This is a genomic window from Snodgrassella sp. B3882, from assembly GCF_026535915.1.
Taxonomy (GTDB): Bacteria; Pseudomonadota; Gammaproteobacteria; order Burkholderiales; family Neisseriaceae; genus Snodgrassella.
On sequence record NZ_JAFNPF010000001.1, the window covers coordinates 1,483,341 to 1,504,275 of the forward strand.

18 protein-coding genes and 1 tRNA gene are annotated in these 20,935 nt (G+C 41.8%); 11 read left to right on the forward strand and 8 right to left on the reverse strand.

Translation table 11 applies throughout. The features are described 5' to 3' along the window. Window positions 1-137: 137 nt before the first annotated feature. Both trxA and J3U68_RS06320 read right to left on the reverse strand, forming a co-directional pair. Window positions 138-467: a thioredoxin gene (trxA, locus tag J3U68_RS06315; RefSeq protein WP_267375553.1), complete on the reverse strand. Its 330-nt coding sequence runs from the start codon at window positions 465-467 to the stop codon at window positions 138-140. Window positions 468-772: 305 nt separating this feature from the next. Continuing rightward, window positions 773-1,954 (reverse strand): O-succinylhomoserine sulfhydrylase, encoded by a 1,182-nt coding sequence (locus tag J3U68_RS06320; protein WP_267375554.1) that lies wholly within the window; start codon window positions 1,952-1,954, stop codon window positions 773-775. Window positions 1,955-2,710: 756 nt separating this feature from the next. On the opposite strand from J3U68_RS06320, the gene yaaA reads away from it, so the two are divergent. The 4 genes from yaaA (at window position 2,711) to J3U68_RS06340 (ending at window position 8,461) form a co-directional block, all read left to right on the forward strand. Further along, the gene (gene yaaA / locus J3U68_RS06325) at window positions 2,711-3,484 is read left to right on the forward strand and encodes a peroxide stress protein YaaA (RefSeq protein WP_267375555.1); all 774 of its coding nucleotides are present in this window, start codon (window positions 2,711-2,713) and stop codon (window positions 3,482-3,484) included. 117 nt (window positions 3,485-3,601) lie between these two features. Then, a tRNA-Ser gene (locus J3U68_RS06330) sits at window positions 3,602-3,692 on the forward strand. A gap of 1,389 nt (window positions 3,693-5,081) precedes the next feature. Next, entirely contained in the window at window positions 5,082-7,655 is a 2,574-nt protein-coding gene (clpB, locus tag J3U68_RS06335; protein WP_267375556.1) for an ATP-dependent chaperone ClpB, read from the forward strand. 341 nt (window positions 7,656-7,996) lie between these two features. Then, window positions 7,997-8,461: a CYTH domain-containing protein gene (locus J3U68_RS06340; protein ID WP_267375557.1), complete on the forward strand. Its 465-nt coding sequence runs from the start codon at window positions 7,997-7,999 to the stop codon at window positions 8,459-8,461. A gap of 38 nt (window positions 8,462-8,499) precedes the next feature. Here J3U68_RS06340 and prmB read toward each other — a convergent pair whose 3' ends face one another. From prmB to J3U68_RS06355, 3 genes are all read right to left on the reverse strand, one after another. Continuing rightward, on the reverse strand, window positions 8,500-9,402 hold the full coding sequence (gene prmB / locus J3U68_RS06345) for a 50S ribosomal protein L3 N(5)-glutamine methyltransferase (RefSeq protein ID WP_267375558.1): 903 nt from the start codon (window positions 9,400-9,402) through the stop codon (window positions 8,500-8,502). 94 nt (window positions 9,403-9,496) lie between these two features. Then, window positions 9,497-10,024 carry an eCIS core domain-containing protein gene (locus J3U68_RS06350; RefSeq protein ID WP_267375559.1) on the reverse strand — a complete coding sequence of 176 codons (528 nt, stop codon included), beginning with the start codon at window positions 10,022-10,024 and terminating at the stop codon, window positions 9,497-9,499. A 170-nt stretch (window positions 10,025-10,194) separates the two neighbouring features. Then, entirely contained in the window at window positions 10,195-10,827 is a 633-nt protein-coding gene (locus J3U68_RS06355; RefSeq protein ID WP_267375560.1) for a Smr/MutS family protein, read from the reverse strand. A gap of 168 nt (window positions 10,828-10,995) precedes the next feature. Here J3U68_RS06355 and ubiM point away from each other — a divergent pair, with 168 nt between their 5' ends. After that, window positions 10,996-12,210: a 5-demethoxyubiquinol-8 5-hydroxylase UbiM gene (gene ubiM, locus J3U68_RS06360; protein ID WP_267375561.1), complete on the forward strand. Its 1,215-nt coding sequence runs from the start codon at window positions 10,996-10,998 to the stop codon at window positions 12,208-12,210. A 61-nt stretch (window positions 12,211-12,271) separates the two neighbouring features. Here ubiM and pyrF read toward each other — a convergent pair whose 3' ends face one another. From pyrF to J3U68_RS06375, 3 genes are all read right to left on the reverse strand, one after another. Then, window positions 12,272-13,000, reverse strand: coding sequence for an orotidine-5'-phosphate decarboxylase (gene pyrF, locus J3U68_RS06365; protein ID WP_267375562.1), 729 nt, complete (start codon window positions 12,998-13,000; stop codon window positions 12,272-12,274). Window positions 13,001-13,139: 139 nt separating this feature from the next. Further along, entirely contained in the window at window positions 13,140-14,324 is a 1,185-nt protein-coding gene (gene lapB / locus J3U68_RS06370) for a lipopolysaccharide assembly protein LapB (protein ID WP_267375563.1), read from the reverse strand. Window positions 14,325-14,342: 18 nt separating this feature from the next. Further along, window positions 14,343-14,684, reverse strand: a complete 342-nt coding sequence (locus tag J3U68_RS06375; RefSeq protein WP_267375564.1) for a LapA family protein — start codon at window positions 14,682-14,684, stop codon at window positions 14,343-14,345. A 923-nt stretch (window positions 14,685-15,607) separates the two neighbouring features. Between J3U68_RS06375 and J3U68_RS06380 the strand changes: the two genes are divergently transcribed. The 6 genes from J3U68_RS06380 (at window position 15,608) to J3U68_RS06405 (ending at window position 20,893) form a co-directional block, all read left to right on the forward strand. Then, window positions 15,608-16,531, forward strand: a complete 924-nt coding sequence (locus J3U68_RS06380; RefSeq protein WP_267375565.1) for a branched-chain amino acid transaminase — start codon at window positions 15,608-15,610, stop codon at window positions 16,529-16,531. Window positions 16,532-16,614: 83 nt separating this feature from the next. Then, complete coding sequence (locus J3U68_RS06385; RefSeq protein ID WP_267375566.1) at window positions 16,615-16,806, forward strand: zinc-finger domain-containing protein; 192 nt, start codon at window positions 16,615-16,617, stop codon at window positions 16,804-16,806. Window positions 16,807-16,929: 123 nt separating this feature from the next. Then, window positions 16,930-17,886, forward strand: a complete 957-nt coding sequence (trxB, locus tag J3U68_RS06390) for a thioredoxin-disulfide reductase (RefSeq protein ID WP_267375567.1) — start codon at window positions 16,930-16,932, stop codon at window positions 17,884-17,886. A gap of 149 nt (window positions 17,887-18,035) precedes the next feature. Beyond that, a complete protein-coding gene (gene fabI, locus J3U68_RS06395) occupies window positions 18,036-18,845 on the forward strand; it encodes an enoyl-ACP reductase FabI (RefSeq protein ID WP_267375568.1) in 810 nt (269 codons plus the stop codon). A gap of 147 nt (window positions 18,846-18,992) precedes the next feature. Continuing rightward, the gene (gene mscL, locus J3U68_RS06400) at window positions 18,993-19,442 is read left to right on the forward strand and encodes a large conductance mechanosensitive channel protein MscL (protein ID WP_267375570.1); all 450 of its coding nucleotides are present in this window, start codon (window positions 18,993-18,995) and stop codon (window positions 19,440-19,442) included. A gap of 389 nt (window positions 19,443-19,831) precedes the next feature. Further along, window positions 19,832-20,893 carry a hypothetical protein gene (locus J3U68_RS06405; RefSeq protein WP_267375572.1) on the forward strand — a complete coding sequence of 354 codons (1,062 nt, stop codon included), beginning with the start codon at window positions 19,832-19,834 and terminating at the stop codon, window positions 20,891-20,893. The last annotated feature ends 42 nt before the right edge of the window (window positions 20,894-20,935 follow it).

The window sequence follows — 20,935 nt, forward strand, 5'->3', positions numbered from 1 at the left end:
GGTGGCAATAAATTGCCATCAGTCATCGCTGAACCAGTTTAAAATAGAAAAAAACCTGAATAGCATATGCTATGCAGGTTTTAATCAGACTGACCAGGAAATGAAATCCTAATTAAGTCAAATGCATATTTTGCAGATTAGATTGATGCGTTAATAAATGCCTCTAACTGCCCTTTACTTAGCGTGCCTACTTTAGTCGCCACAACCTGACCATTTTTGATAATGATCAACGTAGGAATTTGTCGAATACCAAATTTAGCGGGCGTTTGAGAATTATCCTCAACGTTAACTTTAACAATTTTTAGGCGATCACAGTATTCTGGAGCCAAACTTTCCAAGATTGGCGCAATCATTTTGCAAGGTGAACACCATGATGCCCAGAAATCCACCAATACAGGTACAGAAGATTGAATCACTTCTTTGTCAAAATCCGCATCAGATACATTTAAAATCAAGTCATTACTCATTGTGGTTTCCTTTATATTTTGCCTACAACTACTAAAATATAGTTTTTTTGCTCTGAATTCAAGTTTCACTTAACCCAACAGCATTCATGCAAGTTTTAGGATGCCTAATTAATCAGTAAGCACCCTTTCAGACACCCATTTAACGGCAAGTATATTGGAGTTCATCAGAGCCGAGTTTACATTTTTGCTGGAGCAAGCTATCTGGATGTAAAAACAATCAGAAACGATCTTACCATCACTCGGCTATTTATGTCATTTTCATCGAAATGGAAATTTTATCTTCCAGCTGATGGATCGCCACTGACTTAAGCAAGCGCGGTTAAGGCCTGCTGCAAATCAGCTTGTAAATCATCAACATGCTCCAAACCAATCGCTAAGCGAACCAATCCAGGCTGGATGCCGGCTGCCAATTTACTTTCTGGTGACATACGTCCGTGAGTCGTCGTCCATGGATGGGTAATGGTCGATTTGACATCGCCGAGATTGGCGGTTTTGCTGAATAAGGCAACTTTATCGATTAGTTGCCACGCAGCTTCTTCACCACCTCGCAACTCAAACGCCACCACCGTTCCACCACCTTGCTGCTGCTTTTGTACCAGAGGCAGTTGCGGATGATCAGTTAAACCCGTGTAATGCACCTTCACCACCTGAGATTGCGCTGCCAAGAATTGGGCAAGCTGCAATGCATTCGCACACTGTTTCTCCATGCGCACATATAAGGTTTCCAACCCACTCAAGAGTACCCATGCATTGAATGGTGACAGCACTTCACCGGTCGTTCGAACCTGTAGATAGATGCGCTCAATGATCGCGGCACTAGCACAGATGACTCCGCCCATTACTCGTCCCTGTCCGTCTATCGCTTTAGTGGCTGACTGCACCGATATATCGGCTCCCAAGCGTAAGGGTTGCTGTAATGCAGGAGAGAGGAAACTATTATCCACCACCAGCAAAGCATGATGCTCATGTGCAATATTTGCCAGCTTTTCAATATCCGCTAGCTCATTTAAAGGATTAGAGGGAGACTCGACAAACAACATTTTAGTATTTGTTTGTATTGCCGCAGCCCACTCGTCAGGATCGGTTTGGCTCACGAAGGTGACTTCAATACCATACTGAGGCAAAATATTGGTTATGAGCCCCACAGTAGTACCAAATAAACTTTTACTGGCAATCAAATGATCACCGGTTATTAATAAAGCCAACATAACAGCGTTGATGGCGGCCATTCCGGTTGAAGTGGCCAGCCCAGCTTCACCCTGCTCTAATTGGGCTACCCGATTTTGAAATGCCGCAACCGTAGGATTACTGGTTCGACTATATGTATATCCGCTCTGCTGACCGGCAAAAAGCGCCGCTCCTTCTTCAGCGCTGCTGAACATAAAACTACTGGTCAGAAATAAGGCTGAATTGTGTTCATTAAATTCGGTTTGTTCCTTGGCACCGCGGATAGCGAGTGTTGCTGGATGAAGAGGCAATGTAGACATAATGCATGAGAAATATAATTGATCGTTAGAGTAAAGAATTGTCCACTTTTTTGTTACATTATGCAAATCAGCCTGCTCAGCTAGACCGCACTTTAATGCTAGAAAAAATTTATGTTGCCGCTGCTAAAAAGGGCTATTTCTCATCATCATGATAAAACACTGATCCCCCATCCTCACCAAATTCTTATCTTGATCTTACCCATCTTTCTTGCCTGTGCCTTTTGGCTGCTATGCCAGCAATTAAGGCACATTCGTGCCAAGCCTAGCAAAAAGTAAATGGTTAAATATAAGATCAACTTTAATTGCCGGTGTGTTACAAACAGGATCTCTCTGACAGGATCATTTATATCTGCGCGCTTTATTTCAGGCTTTTCATAACTTATCTGGCGGCTAAATGCTGCTAACACCACCATGTCTTGGCTTAATCAACCAACATGATTAGTTTATGAAAAAAAATTTATCATTCAATCCTGATCGACTAAGATCTTATCTTTGATATTTTAGGGTTCAGGTATTTTAATAGATTGGTTTTTATCAATTTGCCCCGATAAGATGTATAGATAGCCGCAAACTTTAATTTATGCTGATCTGACTTTTCATGCCTTGTGCATATTTGATTGATCAAAGGCAACAACGTGTAATTTTAAACCACGTGATATGATGGGTTTAACTGATCAGGTTGCGGCAACACAGGGAAACCAAACAGATTAATCTATTTTTAAGTGTCGTTAATGGCAATTATTTTAAAGGAAAAAAATGTACTTTGTTTTATCACCAGCCAAAAATTTAAATGCCAAAGCGCAAAGCCCTACTACTGAATATACTCAGCCACAATTGCTGGAACAAAGCCAACAACTGATTAAAATTTTGCAACAAATGGCTCCGCATGAGCTGGCTAAACTTTTGGCCATCTCGGATAAACTGGCATTACTCAATACTGACCGTTATCATCATTGGCATTTGCCGTTTACACCAGAAAATGCCACTCAAGCCGTGTATTTGTTTAATGGCGATGTCTATACCGGTCTGCAAGCGAGTACTTTAGAACCCCAAGCGCTAAATTATCTGCAGCAGCATACCGCCATTTTATCCGGTCTGTATGGCGTATTAAAACCTTTAGATCTGATCCAGCCCTATCGCCTGGAAATGGGCATTAAACTGGCCAATGATCAAGGCAAGGATTTGTATCACTTCTGGGGAAACAGCATCACGGCAACCATTAAAAAAAATATGCACGCGGTCAATGATGATGTTTTGATCAATCTTGCCTCACAGGAATACTTTAAGTCCATTCAACCGCAGCAGCTATCCTGCCCAATCATTACCCCCATTTTCAAAGATCTGAAGAATGGACAGTATAAAACCATCAGTTTTTATGCCAAGCGTGCGCGCGGTTTATTCATGCGTTTTGCTGCGGAAAATCAATTGAGCAAACCTGAACAACTTAAAGACTTTGATTATGCAGGCTATTATTTCTATGAAGCCACTTCAACCGAGCATGAATGGGTCTATTTGCGCGATGCTCATTAGATTAACCAAACTATTTCAAATAGAAAAATAATTACTTAGCCTTCAATCACGCATTTGCTTGAATAAATCACTTGGCAAAACCTTATTTTTCGTCTAATATTCGACTTCTTCAAAGACGGAAGCGTGGCAGAGCGGTTTAATGCAACGGTCTTGAAAACCGTCGTGGGTTGATAGCCCACCGTGAGTTCGAATCTCACCGCTTCCGCCAAAATATTTATAAGTACTTTTATCAGTGCTTAGCCCTATAAAAAATAACCTAAATGATCTTTTTAGGTTATTTTTTATTGCTATCTTCTTTCAATCCCATCTTTTGGCTATGGCTCTATCCAGCATGAGAATCATCAACGCCTCAAACCCCCGTTCAAAATAAGTCTTATCCTGCTTTAGGTCTTTACCCGTATTGTTTCAATTCCTAGCTTAACAGCAGCAGACATAAGCTATTAAAAAAACCATATCTTTAGGTTAAATTTATTCCCTCAATCCGCAACCATCAATCTATCGTGGCATTCAAATGAGTTAAGTCGCCCATTAACGCAATATGGCGCCGGCATCATTCATTTAATTCTGATTTTTTGCCATTCTGGTTGCACAGAGAAATGCGTTTGCAGAAATCTTTTATTATTAGATAATATGTAATTTTTAAACACTTAATCGTCTGTTTAGCATGAATGATTATATAATCATATAGCATAAATTGCTTAATTTTTATGCAATACATGTTCGGTTTGATTCACCTATATTTTTTAGAGTTATCCACAGATATACTCACATTTTTTGTGAAATTTTGCAGGCAGTGCTTTTACTTTCAAATTTTAGCCCAAAAAAAAATATATAAACTATCTATCAGATTTACTTTAATTTTATTGCAGCATCATGTGCAAACTTAACCGGATATATTGACTTTTGACAAAATTTAAATTTACATTCTCTTTGAATAAATGATGTATTGCCTATTCTTTTATGTAAATTTAATACACAGGCATTTGAATCAAATAACCTTGTCGTCAACCTCGATAATCGCAGACAGCTTATGCTTAAGTTTTCAATAATTTCTTATCACCATTGTTCAAGCTTTATCATCAACTTGCCTTAGCATAGTGACTGCCGCAAATACCCTGCACCGATGCCATGAAGGATAATTTTGAATTTATACCGCATCGATCTTAATGCGTAGTTAGGGTAAACCAGTGAAACTGAAGTTGCTCCAATGAGGAGATAAACAAATTAAGCGTTGTTTTGTAGCTAATCTATTCCTTCCCAATATTTGTTCTCATGGTATGCAGTTAAAAATGCCATGAGATCAGACCAAATGTTACTAATGCTTTAGCCTATTTGGCGTTAGGCGCTAGATTAATTCAGGTTGCGTTTGCTAGCGAGTAAACATCCTTAAAAGAGATTTACCATTAAGACGGCCACTCTTTAGCTTTATTTATTTTTTATTGATAACAAAGCTTTTACTTGAGCTACAGCTGCTTTGTTAAAAGTATATAAAAATTATAGTGTTACAAACCTATAAGTTTTTTTTATTTTCTCTCTTGACATTAATTTTCCCAGACCCATATATTTCATAACAACAAAATCTTCTGGAGGAAATTTAATGAGATTCGACAAACTAACCGCTAAATTTCAAGAAGCATTACAAGATGCTCAAAGTATGGCTTTAGCGCAGGATGCCGGCTACATTGAAGCGATTTTTGTGTTAAAAGCTTTAATGGACGATCCCAATAGTGGCAGCTCTGCCCTTCTCGCGCAAGCCAATGTCAATATTTCGCAAGTCAAACAGCAAATCGAAAGTACGATATCCAGCCTGCCTAAAGTATCCGGACAAGGTGGTGAAATCCTTCCCAGCACTGAATTACAGCATATCTTAAATTTAATGGATAAAGCGGCCGCCAAGCGCAATGATGCTTATATCGCCAGTGAGTTATTTTTACTGGCTGCGGTGCAAGAAAACGGACAATGTGGGCGGATTTTAAAACAGGCAGGTGCCACTGAAGACGGACTAAACACAGCCATTGACGCTGTACGCGGAGGAGCAAGCGTGGATAACCCAAATGCAGAAGATCAGCGCGATGCGTTGAAAAAATATACTACTGATTTAACTGAGCGCGCACGTGCCGGCAAACTGGATCCAGTGATCGGTCGTGACGATGAAATTCGTCGAACAATTTTGGTGCTAGAACGACGCACTAAAAACAACCCTGTGTTGATTGGTGAACCTGGTGTGGGTAAAACGGCCATTGTGGAAGGTCTGGCTCAGCGGATGGTGAATAATGAAGTACCGGATTCTTTGCGTAATAAACGTCTGCTTATGCTTGACCTCGCCAGTCTGATCGCTGGGGCTAAGTTTCGCGGTGAATTTGAAGAACGCTTAAAAGCGGTGCTCAATGATTTATCTAAAGATGAAGGTAATACGATTATTTTCATTGATGAAATACATACGTTAGTGGGTGCCGGCAAAGCTGATGGTGCAATGGATGCAGGTAATATGCTTAAACCTGCTTTAGCTCGAGGTGAATTGCATTGTATTGGTGCCACTACTTTAGATGAATACCGGCAGTACATTGAAAAAGACCCTGCACTGGAGCGTCGTTTTCAGAAAGTGCTGGTTAAAGAACCGACGGTTGAAGACACCATCGCCATTCTGCGTGGTTTACAAGAACGTTATGAGATTTATCATGGTGTGGAAATCACCGATCCGGCCATTGTGGCTGCGGCTGAATTATCTAATCGTTATATTACCGATCGTTTTTTACCGGATAAAGCCATCGACTTAATTGATGAAGCCGCGTCTTTAATCAAGGTGGAAAGTCAATCTATGCCTGAAAGCATGGATAAACTTAAACGCCGTGAAATACAGTTAGAAATTGAACGTGCTTCTTTAGTGAAAGAAACTGATGAAGCCAGTATGAAACGTTTAGCATTGCTGGATGAAGAACTGGACAATGTGAAACGCGAGTTTGCCGATCTGGATGAAATCTGGAAAGCCGAACGCGCCAAAGCTCAAGGCAGTGTGACCATTAAAGAACAGATTGATCATTTAAAAATCAAAATGGATGCACTCAAACGTGAAGGCAAATGGGAAGAGGTAGCTAAGCTACAATATGAAGAGTTACCAAAACTGGAAGCACAGTTACAGGCAGCCGATAATGGTCAGGTTAGTGAGCAGCCCAATAAGTTGCTGCGTACTAAAGTCGGCTCAGAAGAAATTGCAGAAATCGTTTCGCGCATGACTGGCATTCCTGTTTCTAAAATGATGGCTGGTGAGCGCGAAAAACTTCTTAAAATTGAGCAAGTGTTGCATGAACGCGTGGTGGGTCAGGATGAAGCGGTACGTGCTGTCGCCGATGCGATTCGTCGTTCGCGCTCTGGTCTGGCTGACCCGAATAAACCTTATGGCAGCTTTCTGTTTTTAGGTCCTACTGGTGTGGGTAAGACCGAACTGTGTAAGACGCTGGCAACTTTTCTGTTTGACAGTGAATCACATTTGATCCGCATCGATATGTCTGAGTATATGGAGAAACACTCTATCGCCCGACTCATCGGTGCGCCTCCCGGCTATGTCGGTTATGAAGAAGGTGGTTATCTGACAGAGCAAGTCCGCCGTAATCCCTACAGTGTGGTGCTCTTAGATGAAGTTGAAAAAGCACATCCAGATGTTTTCAATATTTTGTTACAAGTATTGGATGATGGGCGGTTAACCGATGGTCAAGGACGAACAGTTGATTTTAAAAATACAGTTATCGTGATGACCTCGAATATCGGCAGTCAGGAAATCCAAAAAATGGATACGGAAGACTATGCAGCAATTAAAGCAGCAGTCATGGAAGAAGTGAAACAATATTTCCGTCCTGAACTCATTAACCGAATTGATGAAGTGGTGGTTTTCCACAGTCTCAATCAATCCAATATCCGTGCCATTGCCAATATTCAATTGGCGGGATTACGCAAGCGGTTAGAAAACATGGATTTGCATTTACAGGTTGACGATGCTGCTTTAGATGCTTTGGCACAGGTGGGCTTTGATCCGGTGTATGGCGCACGTCCGTTAAAACGCGCTATTCAGACTGAAATCGAAAACCCATTGGCAAAAGAGTTACTGGCTGGTGATTATGCTCCAGGTAGTACCATCATGATTACCGCACAAGATGGTATTTTGACTTTTGCCTAAGCACTGCATTCATTCAGCATGATCAGCGGATGGGAAACCCATCCGCTTTTTTTATGCTGCTCTTCTTCAAACATCAACAGTTAAAACGACCAATGGGTTAGATTAAAATTTACCGCCATGTTGGCAAAAATTTGGTTTAAGATTCAAACTGCATTATGATCATTATTTGCATAGTCGCAATGACAAGTTCCATCTTGTTGACACTGACTTTATTTTGTCTCTTGCAACGGATGATTATTCAATTACTCAAATTATTAATGCAAAGCGTAAACCAACTGTGCAGCATTAAAAATTCAGTGGTGGCTAACTCACTAGAATTGAACATCAATATAGGAAGGTAAATGGCAGAAGAAATTGAACGCAAATTTCTGGTTAATGGCAATGCATGGCGAGAATTAGCCAGTGGCATATTGTTTAGTCAAGGTTATCTATCTACAGACAAGCATCGCACTGTTCGGGTACGCATTCAACACGATCAAGCTACCTTAACCATTAAAGGGCTCACTGAAGGAATCAGTAGAAGTGAATTTGAATACCCGATTCCTTTAGCTGATGCCCAGATGATGCTGGAGAAGCTGGCTGAGCAACCAATAATCAAGAAATATCGCTATCGCATCCCTGTAGATGATGTTGTCTGGGAAATTGATGAATTTCTAGGCGCCAATCAGGGATTGATAATGGCCGAAGTAGAATTGCTCTCGCCTGATCAGGTTCTACATTTGCCCGCATGGATTGGCAAAGAAGTTTCACATGACCCCCGCTATTACAACAACAATCTGGTTAAGCGACCTTTTAGTACCTGGTAAATCCATCAATGCTAATTCATTGGCACAATCTATTTTGCTCAGCTCAGCAGTAAATCTTCGCGCGTCAGCAAAAAGACAAAGCCATCACCGCCGCTGGTATTGAGCCAGGTAAATGGCAGCTCCGGAAATGCCTGTTCCAGTACATCGCGATTATGCCCTATCTCAACCAATAACACCCCTTGTGGATTAAGATATTTCGCTGCCTGCTGAATAATCTGGCGGGTGATATCTAATCCGTCTATTCCACTTCCTAATGCCAGTTCCGGTTCATGTAAATATTCTTCTGGAAGTTCTGCCACCGACTCTGCATCTACATACGGAGGATTGGAGACAATGAGATCATAAGTCTTTTCTAAGCCGGTAAATAAGTCTGTGTGAATAAGATGTATCCTGTCTTCCAGACCATAGGCTTCCACATTTATTCCAGCCACTTCGAGCGCATCCAGACTGATATCAACCGCATCGATGGTGGCTTCGGGATAAACATGAGCCATTTGAATGGCCAATGCACCACTGCCAGTACACAGATCTAAGGCATTATGGATCAACTCTTCATATTCAATCCACGGCTTTAATGGTTCCCCTAAAAGCTCGTAAATAAATGAGCGCGGCACAATTACCCGTTCATCGACATAAAACTCATATTCACCCTGCCATGCTTGATGGGTCAGGTAGGACACCGGAATACGCTCCTCAACTCGGCGACGAATCAATTGCAGTAACCGAACTTTTTCATCCGTTAACAGGCGCGCTTGCATAAATGGTTCTAAAGTGTCCAAGGGAAGATGCAAAGTATGCAGAATCAGATAGGCTGCTTCATCATAGGCATTGTCATTCCCATGACCAAAAAAGAGCTCAGCCTGATTAAACTGACTGACTGCATAGCGAAAAAAATCTTGTACTGTTTTGAGACTAACTAAAACTTCATCACATTCTGACATGGTCTGTATTCACGGAAAAATTAATGGCTAATTATAACAGTTGCCGCATCCAGTTCGGGAATATTGGCTAAAGACATGCCTGGCAAAAACAAACTCAAAATTGACGAGGCAATAGATGGCGGTTATCAGGGTTTTGAAAAAATGGTTTCAGAAGTCGGCGAAATTCGGGCAAGCAGGATAAATAACGTGGATCATGTTGTTGAGCCAGATAATAGTGCTGAACAACCCTTGCTTGCTGCTCCATATTTAAGTCTCTAAAGGCGTTGATGGTATTCAATGCTGGATAGGTATAGCCACGAGCTTGATAATATCCTCCTCTTACAGCGAGACAAACACCAGCAAATAACAAAGGATAGCCATGCTGATATTGCCACACATGCACTAACTCATGAATAAACCAAGCCCGTGTTTCAACATCACTTTGACTAAAGTCCTGCTGATAATGCGCCGAGGGAAACACAATGGTATTTCCGCAAGTAATAGCAGCATCGGGGTGCAGCAGCCACCATGCCCCGTCGGCTATTTGCACCTTACGCCAATCAATAGCATTGCCCAAAGTATTTCGGGCAAGTTCTATTTCTCGCTGCGAAAGCAGGCGTTTTTTGTGGTTAAGTTCTGACATGAATTGGTTTGTTACATCATTTAAATGGATTAAATACGGCTCATGAATACAGAAAGCTTGATTGAACATCTGCAGATAATAAAATTTAGCTTTATGCTGTCTTCATGCTGACCCATATTGTGCGTGTTTTGGTCAAATAGGTAAACAATTATTAGCCCAAACCGCTAAATTTATTGATCAGTATTGGGATGTCGTTGTTTTCTTTTCACCAATACATACACCGCACCATCATTGCGCTCATTCGGTTGAGCATAAGCCAGAACTTGCGGATGCTCCATCAACCAGCGCCGGACTAAATTTTTTAATACTGGCTGATAATTTTTTGACCCCAATCCGCTACCATGCACGATCTCACCCACCACGCCATGTTGTTGAACATACTCAATAAATTCATTGAGTGTTTCCTGTGCTTCATCCTGCCGATATCCATGCAAGTCAACATACGCCACAATGGGATAATGTTTAGCTTGTAAACGCTGGATATCCTGCTTACCCCGACCATTTTTACTAAAAAATGCTGGTGCTTCATCCTGTTGACTATCTCCAATATAAAAATAGCTGCTATCATCGATTAACTCATCAGCAGATTTGGTCCTGATCTTAATCGCAGATGAATTGCGCGGATGCTGAAATTGATTGCGTGGTTTCAGCGGTGTCACCAACGTTCCCATTTCTTTAGCAAAATCGATATCTTCAGTTCGACTTTGCTGCTGCTGGCGTGCTTCTTCCTGCTGTTGTTGCCGTTGCGCCTTAGCCTGTTTACTTAATTGTTTCAATTGATCCTGAAAAGGGGTTTTACTCATACAGATAATCTTGAAATCACATAACGATAGGAATATTCTAGCAGAGGCGAAGTTAATACTGATCGCTTAAATAAGTTAATTGCGTTAAATGCAACTGTAGTATCCCGAAGCAGATTTAGTTATACTGCACTCAAATGAAACACATAACCATAATTTGGAATCAGTTTTATGACTACACATAATGAACCGGCACGATTCATCGAACAAGCTGATGTTGTTATTGTCGGTGCTGGTCCTGCCGGACTCAGTATGGCGCGCGCATTGGCACCATCTGGTTTAGCGATCACCATAGTAGAAAAAAACGACCGTGCTACTTTAGCTGAACCCCCTTTCGATGGACGGGAAATAGCCCTGACGCATTATTCCAAAGAATTAATGCAAAAGCTTCAGTTATGGTCAAAAATTTCTCCGGAAGAAATCTATCCACTACGCGATGCTAAAGTCATCAATGGTCATTCAAATTATCAGTTACATTTTGAACAACCCACTAAGGCTCGTGGCAAACCGGCTAATTCTTTGGGTTTTTTAATCAGTAATCATAATATACGTCGCGCAGCGTATGAAGCGGTTTTGCCCTATGAAAACATTCAAATCATCGATGGACATAGCATCACCGAAGTTAATAATAGTCAGCCAGAAACCATTGAAGCGGTGCTGGATAATGGACAAATTTTAAAAAGCAAACTTCTGATCGCTGCTGACAGTCGATTTTCAGGTATTCGCCGCCAACTTGGCATAGGGGCAAATATGCGTGATTTCGGCCGCACAGTAATCGTGTTTAGAATGCGCCACACTTTGACCAATCAGCATACGGCATTTGAATGTTTTCATTATGGTCGAACATTGGCTTTATTACCGCTAGAAGAAAATTTAACCAACTGCGTAATCACCATCAATAATGAATATGTCAAAGAGATTCTCTCCATGACACCAACGCAATTGGAAGAAGACATCAAAAAACAGTTGCGCGGTAAACTTGGTGATATGACCTTAGCCAGCACCATCCATCATTATCCATTAGTGGGTGTACATGCCAATACATTTTATACCCATCGGGCTGCATTGATTGGTGATGCTGCGGTCGGCATGCATCCGGTAACAGCGCATGGCTTTAATTTGGGCCTGAATAGTGTGGGTATTTTAGCCAAAAAAATTAATGATGCTGTACAACAAGGCAAAGACATAGGCAGCAGTGCCCTACTGGCCAGTTATCAGCGTCATCATATGCCCCATACCTTGGCTCTTTATCACGGCACCAACGCCATGATTTCTTTGTTCACCAATGATACCCCCCCTGCGCGACTGGTTCGCTCCATGGTGCTACGGGTAAGCAATAATCTACCGCCCTTGAAAAAACTCATTAGCTTACAATTAACGGGTTAATACAGATAAAAAAGAGCTTGAATTTTTTTCAAGCTCTTTTTTTACCACAATAATGGGGCAATCAGATCAGGCCTTGGTTGATTTGTTCGAGTAATAAGACTGGGTTTTCACTTTGGGTGATGGGACGACCCATAACCAAATAGCTACTGCCAGCAGCTAACGCATCCTTTGGTAGCATAATGCGACGTTGATCATCTGTAGTCGTTGTGCTCAGACGAATACCAGGGGTAACCAGCAACCATTCTTGCCCAAGCTGAGCGCGCAACATCGTTGCTTCCTGTGCCGAGCAAACCACTCCATCCAAACCAGACTGTTGAGCCAAACCAGCCAAATGCATCACCTGCTCAGCAATAGGTCTGTTCACGCCGGTTTGCAATAGATCTGCCTGCGTCATACTGGTTAGCACCGTTACACCAATCAAAAATGGTCGATGCTGATAATGACTGACCGCTTCGGCGGCCGCCTCCATCATCCGCTGCCCTCCACTGGCATGCATATCAACCATCCACACCCCCATCTCTGCAGCCACCTTACAGGCAGCAGCCACCGTATTGGGTATATCATGATATTTCAGATCCAGAAATACCTTAAAGCCCTGATGAACAAGCTGTTCGACCAAATGACGGCCAGAAGCAGTAAATAACTCTTTACCAATCTTCAGTTGGCATAGGTGTGGCGATAATTGTCGCACAAACTGCAAAGTTTGCTTTTCATCAGCAAAATCCAACGCCACAATGACCGGTGTGCGAGGATGAACATAGTTTTCTGTATCAAGTATTAAGGGATTCATGGGTAATAAGACAGTCAAATCAAGGAAAAATAGTTAGCTTAGACAAGTTAACCATAATTTATTTTAGCATTGAATACACATAAAAAACTGGCTGTCAAAACCACATCAGCCAGCCAGATCATACATTTTTCAGTCAGTTTTAAACATCAATGCGGTTTGGGGTAAATGTTTCCCATTTATTGCATGCTGGACAATGCCAGAAAAAAACCTGCGATTTAAAATGACAATGACGACAGCGGTACATAACGGATTTTTGCATCTGCATGCCCACCACAGAACGCATCATATCCACATCAACGCGCCATTTTGCATCAATATTATTTTGTAATACCGCCAATAAACGATAAGTACCGGTTAAAGTGGGTTTACGGCGCACGAGATCAATCGCTGTTTCAGTGGCTTTGGTTTCGCCGTATATGGGTAAAGACTTTTCATAAATTACGCTGGTTAAATCCAGTTGCGGAAAAGTCTGGGCATAACCAATCAAAACCGCCAAACCATCCGCAGCCTTATTCAGCCCTTCATAAGCGTCATACAGACGATCAGCGATTAAACTCAAATATTCATAATTTTGTTTTTCGATGGCGCTGTAGGCATCGATGGCTGCCTGATAGTTTTCCTGTTTCAGTTCAACATCACCAAGAATCATATTGGCGCGGCAACACTTACGATTGGTAGTTAAAGCCTTAAACACATATTCTCGTGCTTTATTGTATTCAGACTGATATAACGCCAATTGAGCCAATTCACAAAAAAATTGGGCAATTTCGAACTGGTAAGACTGTTCTGATGAACTCAATTCTTCGGCCAGTTTAATGGCTTTTTGCCAATCCCGATCTTGCTGATAAATATTCAGTAAAATTTCGCGTGCCGCTCTGGCTTTACTTCCATGCTGCAAACCCACAAAAATTTGCTCTGCTCGATCCACCAAACCAGCAGCTTGAAAATCCTGCCCAAGCTCAAACGTCACATTATCCCGACGATCTTCAACCGTGTCTGGAGATTCAAGCAAACGCTGATGTAGAGTAATGGCCTTATCATTTTCGCCGCGTTGGCGATAAAGTTTACCTAAAGTCAGATGTAACTCATAGGTACTTTGGCTGGCATCACTTTGCTGATCGACTACCTCGGCAAGTTCTCGCACAGCCACCCCGCTTTTATGTTCTACTAAAGCATCTAAACTTTTATAAAAACCTTCCGGGATGGTTTTAGCCTGTTTTAATACTGTGCGCATATCAACTCGGGCTGCAAACCAGCCCATAGCGAAAAACACCGGTAGCATAATTACCGGAGCAAGCCACATCCAAAAATCATTACTATCCATACAAACAGCTAACTTTCTTTACTTCTTAGATTCAGAAGACATTGTATCTGATATCACCGGCTGATTGGCAGATTGTAGAGCATTCTTTTCCGATTGCAACTGAACATTGATCTCCTGCTCTTTTCTTAATTGTCCCTGCAAAGCATTGACCTGCGAGCGCAACTGCAAAAGGCGACCAAACGTAGCAAACACCCCGAATATTGCACCGACAATAAAAAAAGCCAGCAATACCACAATCAACGCCACATCAACAGACTGACCGGGTAAATAACTGAAGGTAACCGTCTGTGTATTACTAATTGCCAATAATAACAATGCAATTAACACCACCAGTTTGATCAAAGTATAAATAATCTTCATCACTTCCCATCCTGAAAGGCATTGTTTATCTAAAAACAATTAAAAAAATAAAGAAATTAAAAAAATTGCATTTATTATACAGTTTAAACGATTTAGTCACTTAATAGCAAAAATGGCTGTCATCTTAGGCAACTCATTTATTTTAAAGACTGTAAGCGCAATTAATTGAAATAAAACTGAAAAATAAAAAATAAAATCTTGTTTTATTAAGTAAATAAAAAATAGCAATGTAAATCTATTCAGAGTCATCACTCCGTGCACTCATAATGCTTAGAGCACGCTGAAACGATATGAAGAGAAAGCCAATGAAAAATTAATCCCTATATAATATACAAACTGTTGCGCCTTGAGTTACCACTACCCATTCGCATAACACTCATGCCTGATTATAGAAAAAACGAGTAATCACTGACTTTGTAAAGCTAACAAAAATCTTATTTATTAATATATTCATAATTATAGCGTGCCACCATCAATAAAAGAAAACCTAATTGACCTGAATCATCATTGAGCACTTTAAATCAAAGTTACAACAGCTGGACAAAGAATTGCACGCTAGCGGCAACGAAGGGAACTGGATGCATTTTGCTGAATAAACCGTCTGAATCTGCAGGAAAAACAATAAAAAGTCATACCTTAGCTTCCATATTCAGTCAACTGATACAGCAGCGGTTAACTCGTGTTTGAGTTAAAAGAAACCACAAAAACAGTTTGCAATAAAAACAAAAATTTTTTAGAAGTGTATAATAATTAATTAACATTACTTATGGAAATCGTGAATAACGGCTAAAAATAAGTCCGAAAAGCGCAATTATCTATACATTTGATAACTGCTGAAGTGAGAACCATTACTTTGCTTTACCCCACACAAAGCATGAATTCTACTCTTGCAGCTTAATGTCATTTTTTGGAGAGTTCTATCTATGTCTATGGCCGATCGAGACGGTTTTATTTGGTATAACGGCAACATGGTTCAATGGCGTCAAGCGCAAACCCATGTTCTAACACATACACTGCATTATGGATTAGGGGTGTTTGAAGGGGTACGCGCTTACTCTACCGCCAAGGGAACCGCCATATTCCGTTTGCAGGATCATACCGAACGTTTATTTAAATCTGCTAAAATCACCGGCATGCATCTGCCGTTCACCCCAGAACAAATTAATCAGGCGCATATCGATTTAGTTAAAGCCAATAAGCTGGAATCATGCTATTTCCGTCCTATGGCATTCTATGGCTCGAACAAATTGGGTGTTCGTCCCGATCAGGATGATGTAAACGTCATTGTGGCTTCTTGGCCATGGGGTGCATATCTGGGAGAAGAAGGCTTACAGCAAGGTATTCGAGTTCAGATCAGTTCGTTTACGCGCCATCATCCCAACATTACCATGATTAAAGCCAAAGCCAATGGCAATTACATGAATTCAATCATGGCAGTTAATGAAGCAACCCGTAACGGCTATGATGAAGCCATTTTATTGGATTCTCAGGGTTTTGTGGCTGAGGGTTCAGGCGAAAACATCTTTATGATCGCTAATGGACAACTGTATACACCATCCTTGGATGCAGCCTTGGACGGTATTACCCGCCGCAGCGTCATGTCCATAGCTGCCGATATGAATTTATCCGTGATCGAAAAACACATTACTCGAGATGAACTTTATACTGCCGATGAGGTGTTCTTTACAGGCACCGCCGCAGAAGTGACGCCGATACGACAAATTGACGGTCGTACCATCGGCATTGGTGCTCGTGGTAAAATCACCACGGAAATTCAACAGCGCTATTTCGATATCGTCAATGGTAGAAATGCCAAATATGAATCTTGGCTAACGTATATCGATTAAGCTTTGAATCAGGTTCAGTTTGCTTAAAAGGCAAACTGAACCTGCTAATCTGATTACCAGCAGACTGTTAACAGGAATCATTCATGAACCAAACCGATCATCCTGTGATAACCATCACCTCCAAAAATCTGCCCTTAATCTGCACCGGTCCACAACATGAAACCTGGAACGGACACCCGCGGATATACTTACCCATTCAATCCAATAGTAGCATTCAATGCCCGTATTGCAGCACCCAGTACCATTTAGATGGGATGATTGAACATCACCATTAAGTGACACTTGCTACACCATTACCTTTTCAGTTGTCTTACGCAGTCAATAGAACTGATCGGTATTGTGGTACAGTATGCAACATTTACCTGAGTACAGATAGACGTTAGAAATAAGGAAAGATCATGAGCGAACTCACACACAGCCGATTAATCATTCTTGGCTCTGGGCCAGCCGGATATACCGCAGCGGTGTATGCAGCCCGTGCAGGTCTTAAACCAACATTGATCACCGGCATGGCTCAGGGTGGACAATTAATGACCACGACGGAAGTCGACAACTGGCCAGCCGACTTCGAAGGTGTGCAAGGTCCCGAATTAATGCAGCGTTTTCAGGCTCATGCCGAGCGTTTTGGTACCGAAATGATATTTGATCAGATCAACCAAGTTGATTTACAACACCGTCCGTTTACATTAATTGGCGACATGGGTTCCTACAGCTGTGATGCACTCATCATTGCTACTGGTGCTTCAGCAAAATATCTTGGCTTGCCTAGTGAAGAAGTCTTTGCTGGCAGAGGCATATCCGCTTGTGCAACCTGTGATGGTTTTTTCTATAAAGATCAGGATGTAGCCGTTGTTGGTGGTGGAAATACCGCCATCGAAGAAGCGCTCTATCTGGCCAATATTGCCAAATCAGTCACCTTAATTCATCGGCGTGATACCTTTCGTGCAGAAAAAATTATGATCGATAAACTGATGGAACGCGCGCAAGAAGGCAAAATCATCCTCAAGCTAAATTGCACCGTCGATGAAATTTTGGGCGATGAAAATGGTGTCAATGCCGTGCGCGTTATCGATAACAACCAATTAAGCGAAATCATAGCTGTAAATGGCGTCTTTATTGCCATTGGTCACCATCCAAATACCGACATATTCAAAGGACAACTGGATATGGATCAAACCGGTTATCTGATTACCAAAGGCGGTAATGACGGTAATGTTGGCGCCACCAACATTCCTGGCGTTTTTGCTGCAGGCGATGTCAAAGATCACATTTACCGTCAAGCCATAACCAGCGCAGCGTCAGGTTGTCAGGCAGCTTTAGACGCTGATATCTATTTATCTGGTCTGAGCCAGTAAACTTCACTGAACAGGCAACGGGCTGATTAATCACCATCAAATCAACCCGTTTTAAAGTTTCTACTCTAGCTAAGCATATCGCGTTATTAGTCAATTACGGTTATAATGCGGGTTTTATGATAAAAGCAAATCACTTCAAGGATATATCTATGGGCTTTTTACAAGGCAAAAAAATCCTGATTACCGGTATGATCTCTGACCGTTCCATCGCTTATGGCATCGCGAAAGCCTGTCATGAACAAGGTGCTGAGCTGGCTTTCACCTACGTAGTGGATAAACTTGCTGACCGTGTTCGTAAAATGGCAGCAGAATTCGGCTCTGAACTGGTATTTCGTTGCGACGTTAACAGCGATGAAGAAATCAACCAGTTATTTACTGATTTAGGAAAAAATTGGAGTCAATTGGATGGGTTGGTACACGCCATCGCCTTTGCCCCCAAAGAAGCCTTATCCGGTGATTTTCTTGATAGCATCACCCGTGAAGCATTCATGACCGCGCATGAAATTTCAGCCTATAGTTTACCTGCTCTGGCTAAAGCTGCTCGCCCAATGATGACCGGTCACAACAGTTCCATCGTTGCCCTCACCTATCTGGGTGCAGTTCGTGCTATTCCTAACTACAATGTAATGGGCATGGCTAAAGCCTCTCTGGAAGCTGGCATTCGCTTTACCGCAGCGTGTCTTGGTCAGGAAGGTATCCGTTGTAATGGTATCTCAGCCGGTCCAATCAAAACATTGGCAGCATCTGGCATTGCTAATTTCAGTCGCTTGCTATCTCACGTTTCGGCACAAAATCCGATCCGTCGCAATATTTCTATCGAAGAAGTGGGTAATACTGCCGCATTCCTGCTGTCCGATTTGGCATCAGGTATTACCGGCGAGATCACCTATGTTGATGGTGGCTACAGCATCAATGCTTTGGGTGTGCCAGAAGATTTGGATAGTCCTAAAGCTGAATGATGGCTTCAGCATGCCAAAAAGTTGCCTGTAATTGTCAGGCAACTTTTTTTTACATTGCAAAAATAAGCAATTGATCCCGTAAAAGAAACCAAACGCGCTAAGATGAAAAAGCTAAGTAATTAATTTTATTGAACACTTGGAGAAATCATGAAATTTCTTGATGAATTTAAAGCTTTTTTGATGCGTGGTAACGTCATTGATCTGGCCATTGGTATGGTCGTAGGTACCGCTTTCAGCAACATGGTGAAATCACTGGTAGACAATATCATTATGCCCCCCATCGGTTTACTGATAGGTGGCGTTGATTTCTCAAACCTGTTTATTACCTTACGTCAGGGCCCTAACGCACCTGGTCCTTACGAAACACTTGGTGCAGCACAGACTGCAGGTGCAGTAACGCTCAACATAGGCTTATTTATCAATACCTTGATCAGCCTGATTATCATTGGTTTTGCCATATTTATGCTGGTTAAAGCCATCAACAAACTGCACAAAGCACCTGCGCCACAAGTTACAACTAAACAATGTCCTGATTGCTGTACCGATATTCCAATTCATGCCAAACGTTGTCCAAATTGTACTTCCCAGTTAAATTGATCTCGTTCAATTAAGTGCACACAAACATATGCAGACGAAAGGCTACTTAAAAAAGTAGCCTTTTTATCCTACTCATGGCGGCAAAAATCATCAGGTCTAAAAGACAGCTTCAATTATCCATTCTCTGTTCATGAGCGATATTCATCTGATAATCAAACCAATCAATTTCGCGATAGAAATCCAATATTCTGCAAACAACACTTCATACAACACCCTAATTTAATTTTATCTATACAAATACTTACAATAATAATCATTCATTAATCATCATCCTACTCAAGCGTTTACAGCTGATATGCAAAAAATTTCTGCATTAATCGCAACAGCGTGATACTAAGCTCGTATAATGACTTTCCGGCATGTGGCCATAAAATAACCAGGATTCTTTCATGCAAAATACCACCGTCCCATTTTATGATCCATTATTAAGTTATGAAGATAACTACGAGCAGGGACCGTTTGGTGCTTTTGAGCACGCCCCAGCCTCACCTGTGAACACTCTTCACACCAGCCGGTTTTTAAATCTGGAAGTTAATCTACCCTTTGGCATTCCAGCCGGACCGTTACTTAATGCTAAGTTTGTCAAAGCAGCTTTCGCCTATGGTTTTGACTTGTGTGTGTACAAAACAGTACGTACCAAAGCGCATAAAAGTCATCCCTTACCTAACGTCTTATCCATCCACCCGAAGGGCAAACTGTCTGCCAATCTAGACACCGTCTTAGCCGATAAAAATTACACCAGCCCCATCTCCATTACCAATTCCTTTGGGGTGCCATCATTTGATCCTGAGGTGTGGCAAAGTGATATGGCCGAAGCAGTCAGTGCAGCGCAGCAGGGACAATACGTCATTGGTAGTTTTCAGGGAACGCCAGGTAACAGCAGTTCTATTGAACAAGATTATGCCCTTGCGGCGCGTTTAGTTAATGAAACCGGCGCACCTATTCTCGAAGCAAATCTAAGCTGTCCCAATGAAGGCGCTAACAAACTTTTATGTTTTGATTTTGATAAAGTAGAACGTCTGGCGAAAGAAATTAAAAATGCCGTGCCCGACAAGCCTTTATTATTAAAACTGGCTTATTTTGCCAACGATAACGACGTTTTACCACTACTGCAAAAATTAGACGGAGTTGTAGATGGTTATAGCACCATCAATACCTTATCTGCCTATCCGGTAGACGAACACGGACAACCAGCATTAGGTCAGAATCGTCCCAGTGGCGGAGTATGTGGCGATGCCATCCGCTGGGCAGGGCTAGACATGGTACAAAGACTTTGTCGATTAAGACAGCAATTAAATCACCATTTCAGCATAGTCGGCGTAGGTGGTGTGAGTACCGCCGACCATTATCAGCAATACCGTGCTGCGGGTGCAGATGCTGTCATGAGCGCAACCGGAGCAATGTGGAATCCTCATCTCGCTTTGGAAATCAAACAAAGCATCAATCAATAAATGAGCTTATCCAAAAAGCAAACGCGCTGAATTCAGCGCGGT

Coding starts and splice junctions, on each gene's coding strand:
- trxA (WP_267375553.1), bottom strand. CDS start 467: ATGAGTAATGACTTGATTTTAAATGTATCTGATGCGGATTTTGACAAA.
- J3U68_RS06320 (WP_267375554.1), bottom strand. CDS start 1,954: ATGTCTACATTGCCTCTTCATCCAGCAACACTCGCTATCCGCGGTGCC.
- yaaA (WP_267375555.1), top strand. CDS start 2,711: ATGTACTTTGTTTTATCACCAGCCAAAAATTTAAATGCCAAAGCGCAA.
- clpB (WP_267375556.1), top strand. CDS start 5,082: ATGAGATTCGACAAACTAACCGCTAAATTTCAAGAAGCATTACAAGAT.
- J3U68_RS06340 (WP_267375557.1), top strand. CDS start 7,997: ATGGCAGAAGAAATTGAACGCAAATTTCTGGTTAATGGCAATGCATGG.
- prmB (WP_267375558.1), bottom strand. CDS start 9,402: ATGTCAGAATGTGATGAAGTTTTAGTTAGTCTCAAAACAGTACAAGAT.
- J3U68_RS06350 (WP_267375559.1), bottom strand. CDS start 10,024: ATGTCAGAACTTAACCACAAAAAACGCCTGCTTTCGCAGCGAGAAATA.
- J3U68_RS06355 (WP_267375560.1), bottom strand. CDS start 10,827: ATGAGTAAAACCCCTTTTCAGGATCAATTGAAACAATTAAGTAAACAG.
- ubiM (WP_267375561.1), top strand. CDS start 10,996: ATGACTACACATAATGAACCGGCACGATTCATCGAACAAGCTGATGTT.
- pyrF (WP_267375562.1), bottom strand. CDS start 13,000: ATGAATCCCTTAATACTTGATACAGAAAACTATGTTCATCCTCGCACA.
- lapB (WP_267375563.1), bottom strand. CDS start 14,324: ATGGATAGTAATGATTTTTGGATGTGGCTTGCTCCGGTAATTATGCTA.
- J3U68_RS06375 (WP_267375564.1), bottom strand. CDS start 14,684: ATGAAGATTATTTATACTTTGATCAAACTGGTGGTGTTAATTGCATTG.
- J3U68_RS06380 (WP_267375565.1), top strand. CDS start 15,608: ATGTCTATGGCCGATCGAGACGGTTTTATTTGGTATAACGGCAACATG.
- J3U68_RS06385 (WP_267375566.1), top strand. CDS start 16,615: ATGAACCAAACCGATCATCCTGTGATAACCATCACCTCCAAAAATCTG.
- trxB (WP_267375567.1), top strand. CDS start 16,930: ATGAGCGAACTCACACACAGCCGATTAATCATTCTTGGCTCTGGGCCA.
- fabI (WP_267375568.1), top strand. CDS start 18,036: ATGGGCTTTTTACAAGGCAAAAAAATCCTGATTACCGGTATGATCTCT.
- mscL (WP_267375570.1), top strand. CDS start 18,993: ATGAAATTTCTTGATGAATTTAAAGCTTTTTTGATGCGTGGTAACGTC.
- J3U68_RS06405 (WP_267375572.1), top strand. CDS start 19,832: ATGCAAAATACCACCGTCCCATTTTATGATCCATTATTAAGTTATGAA.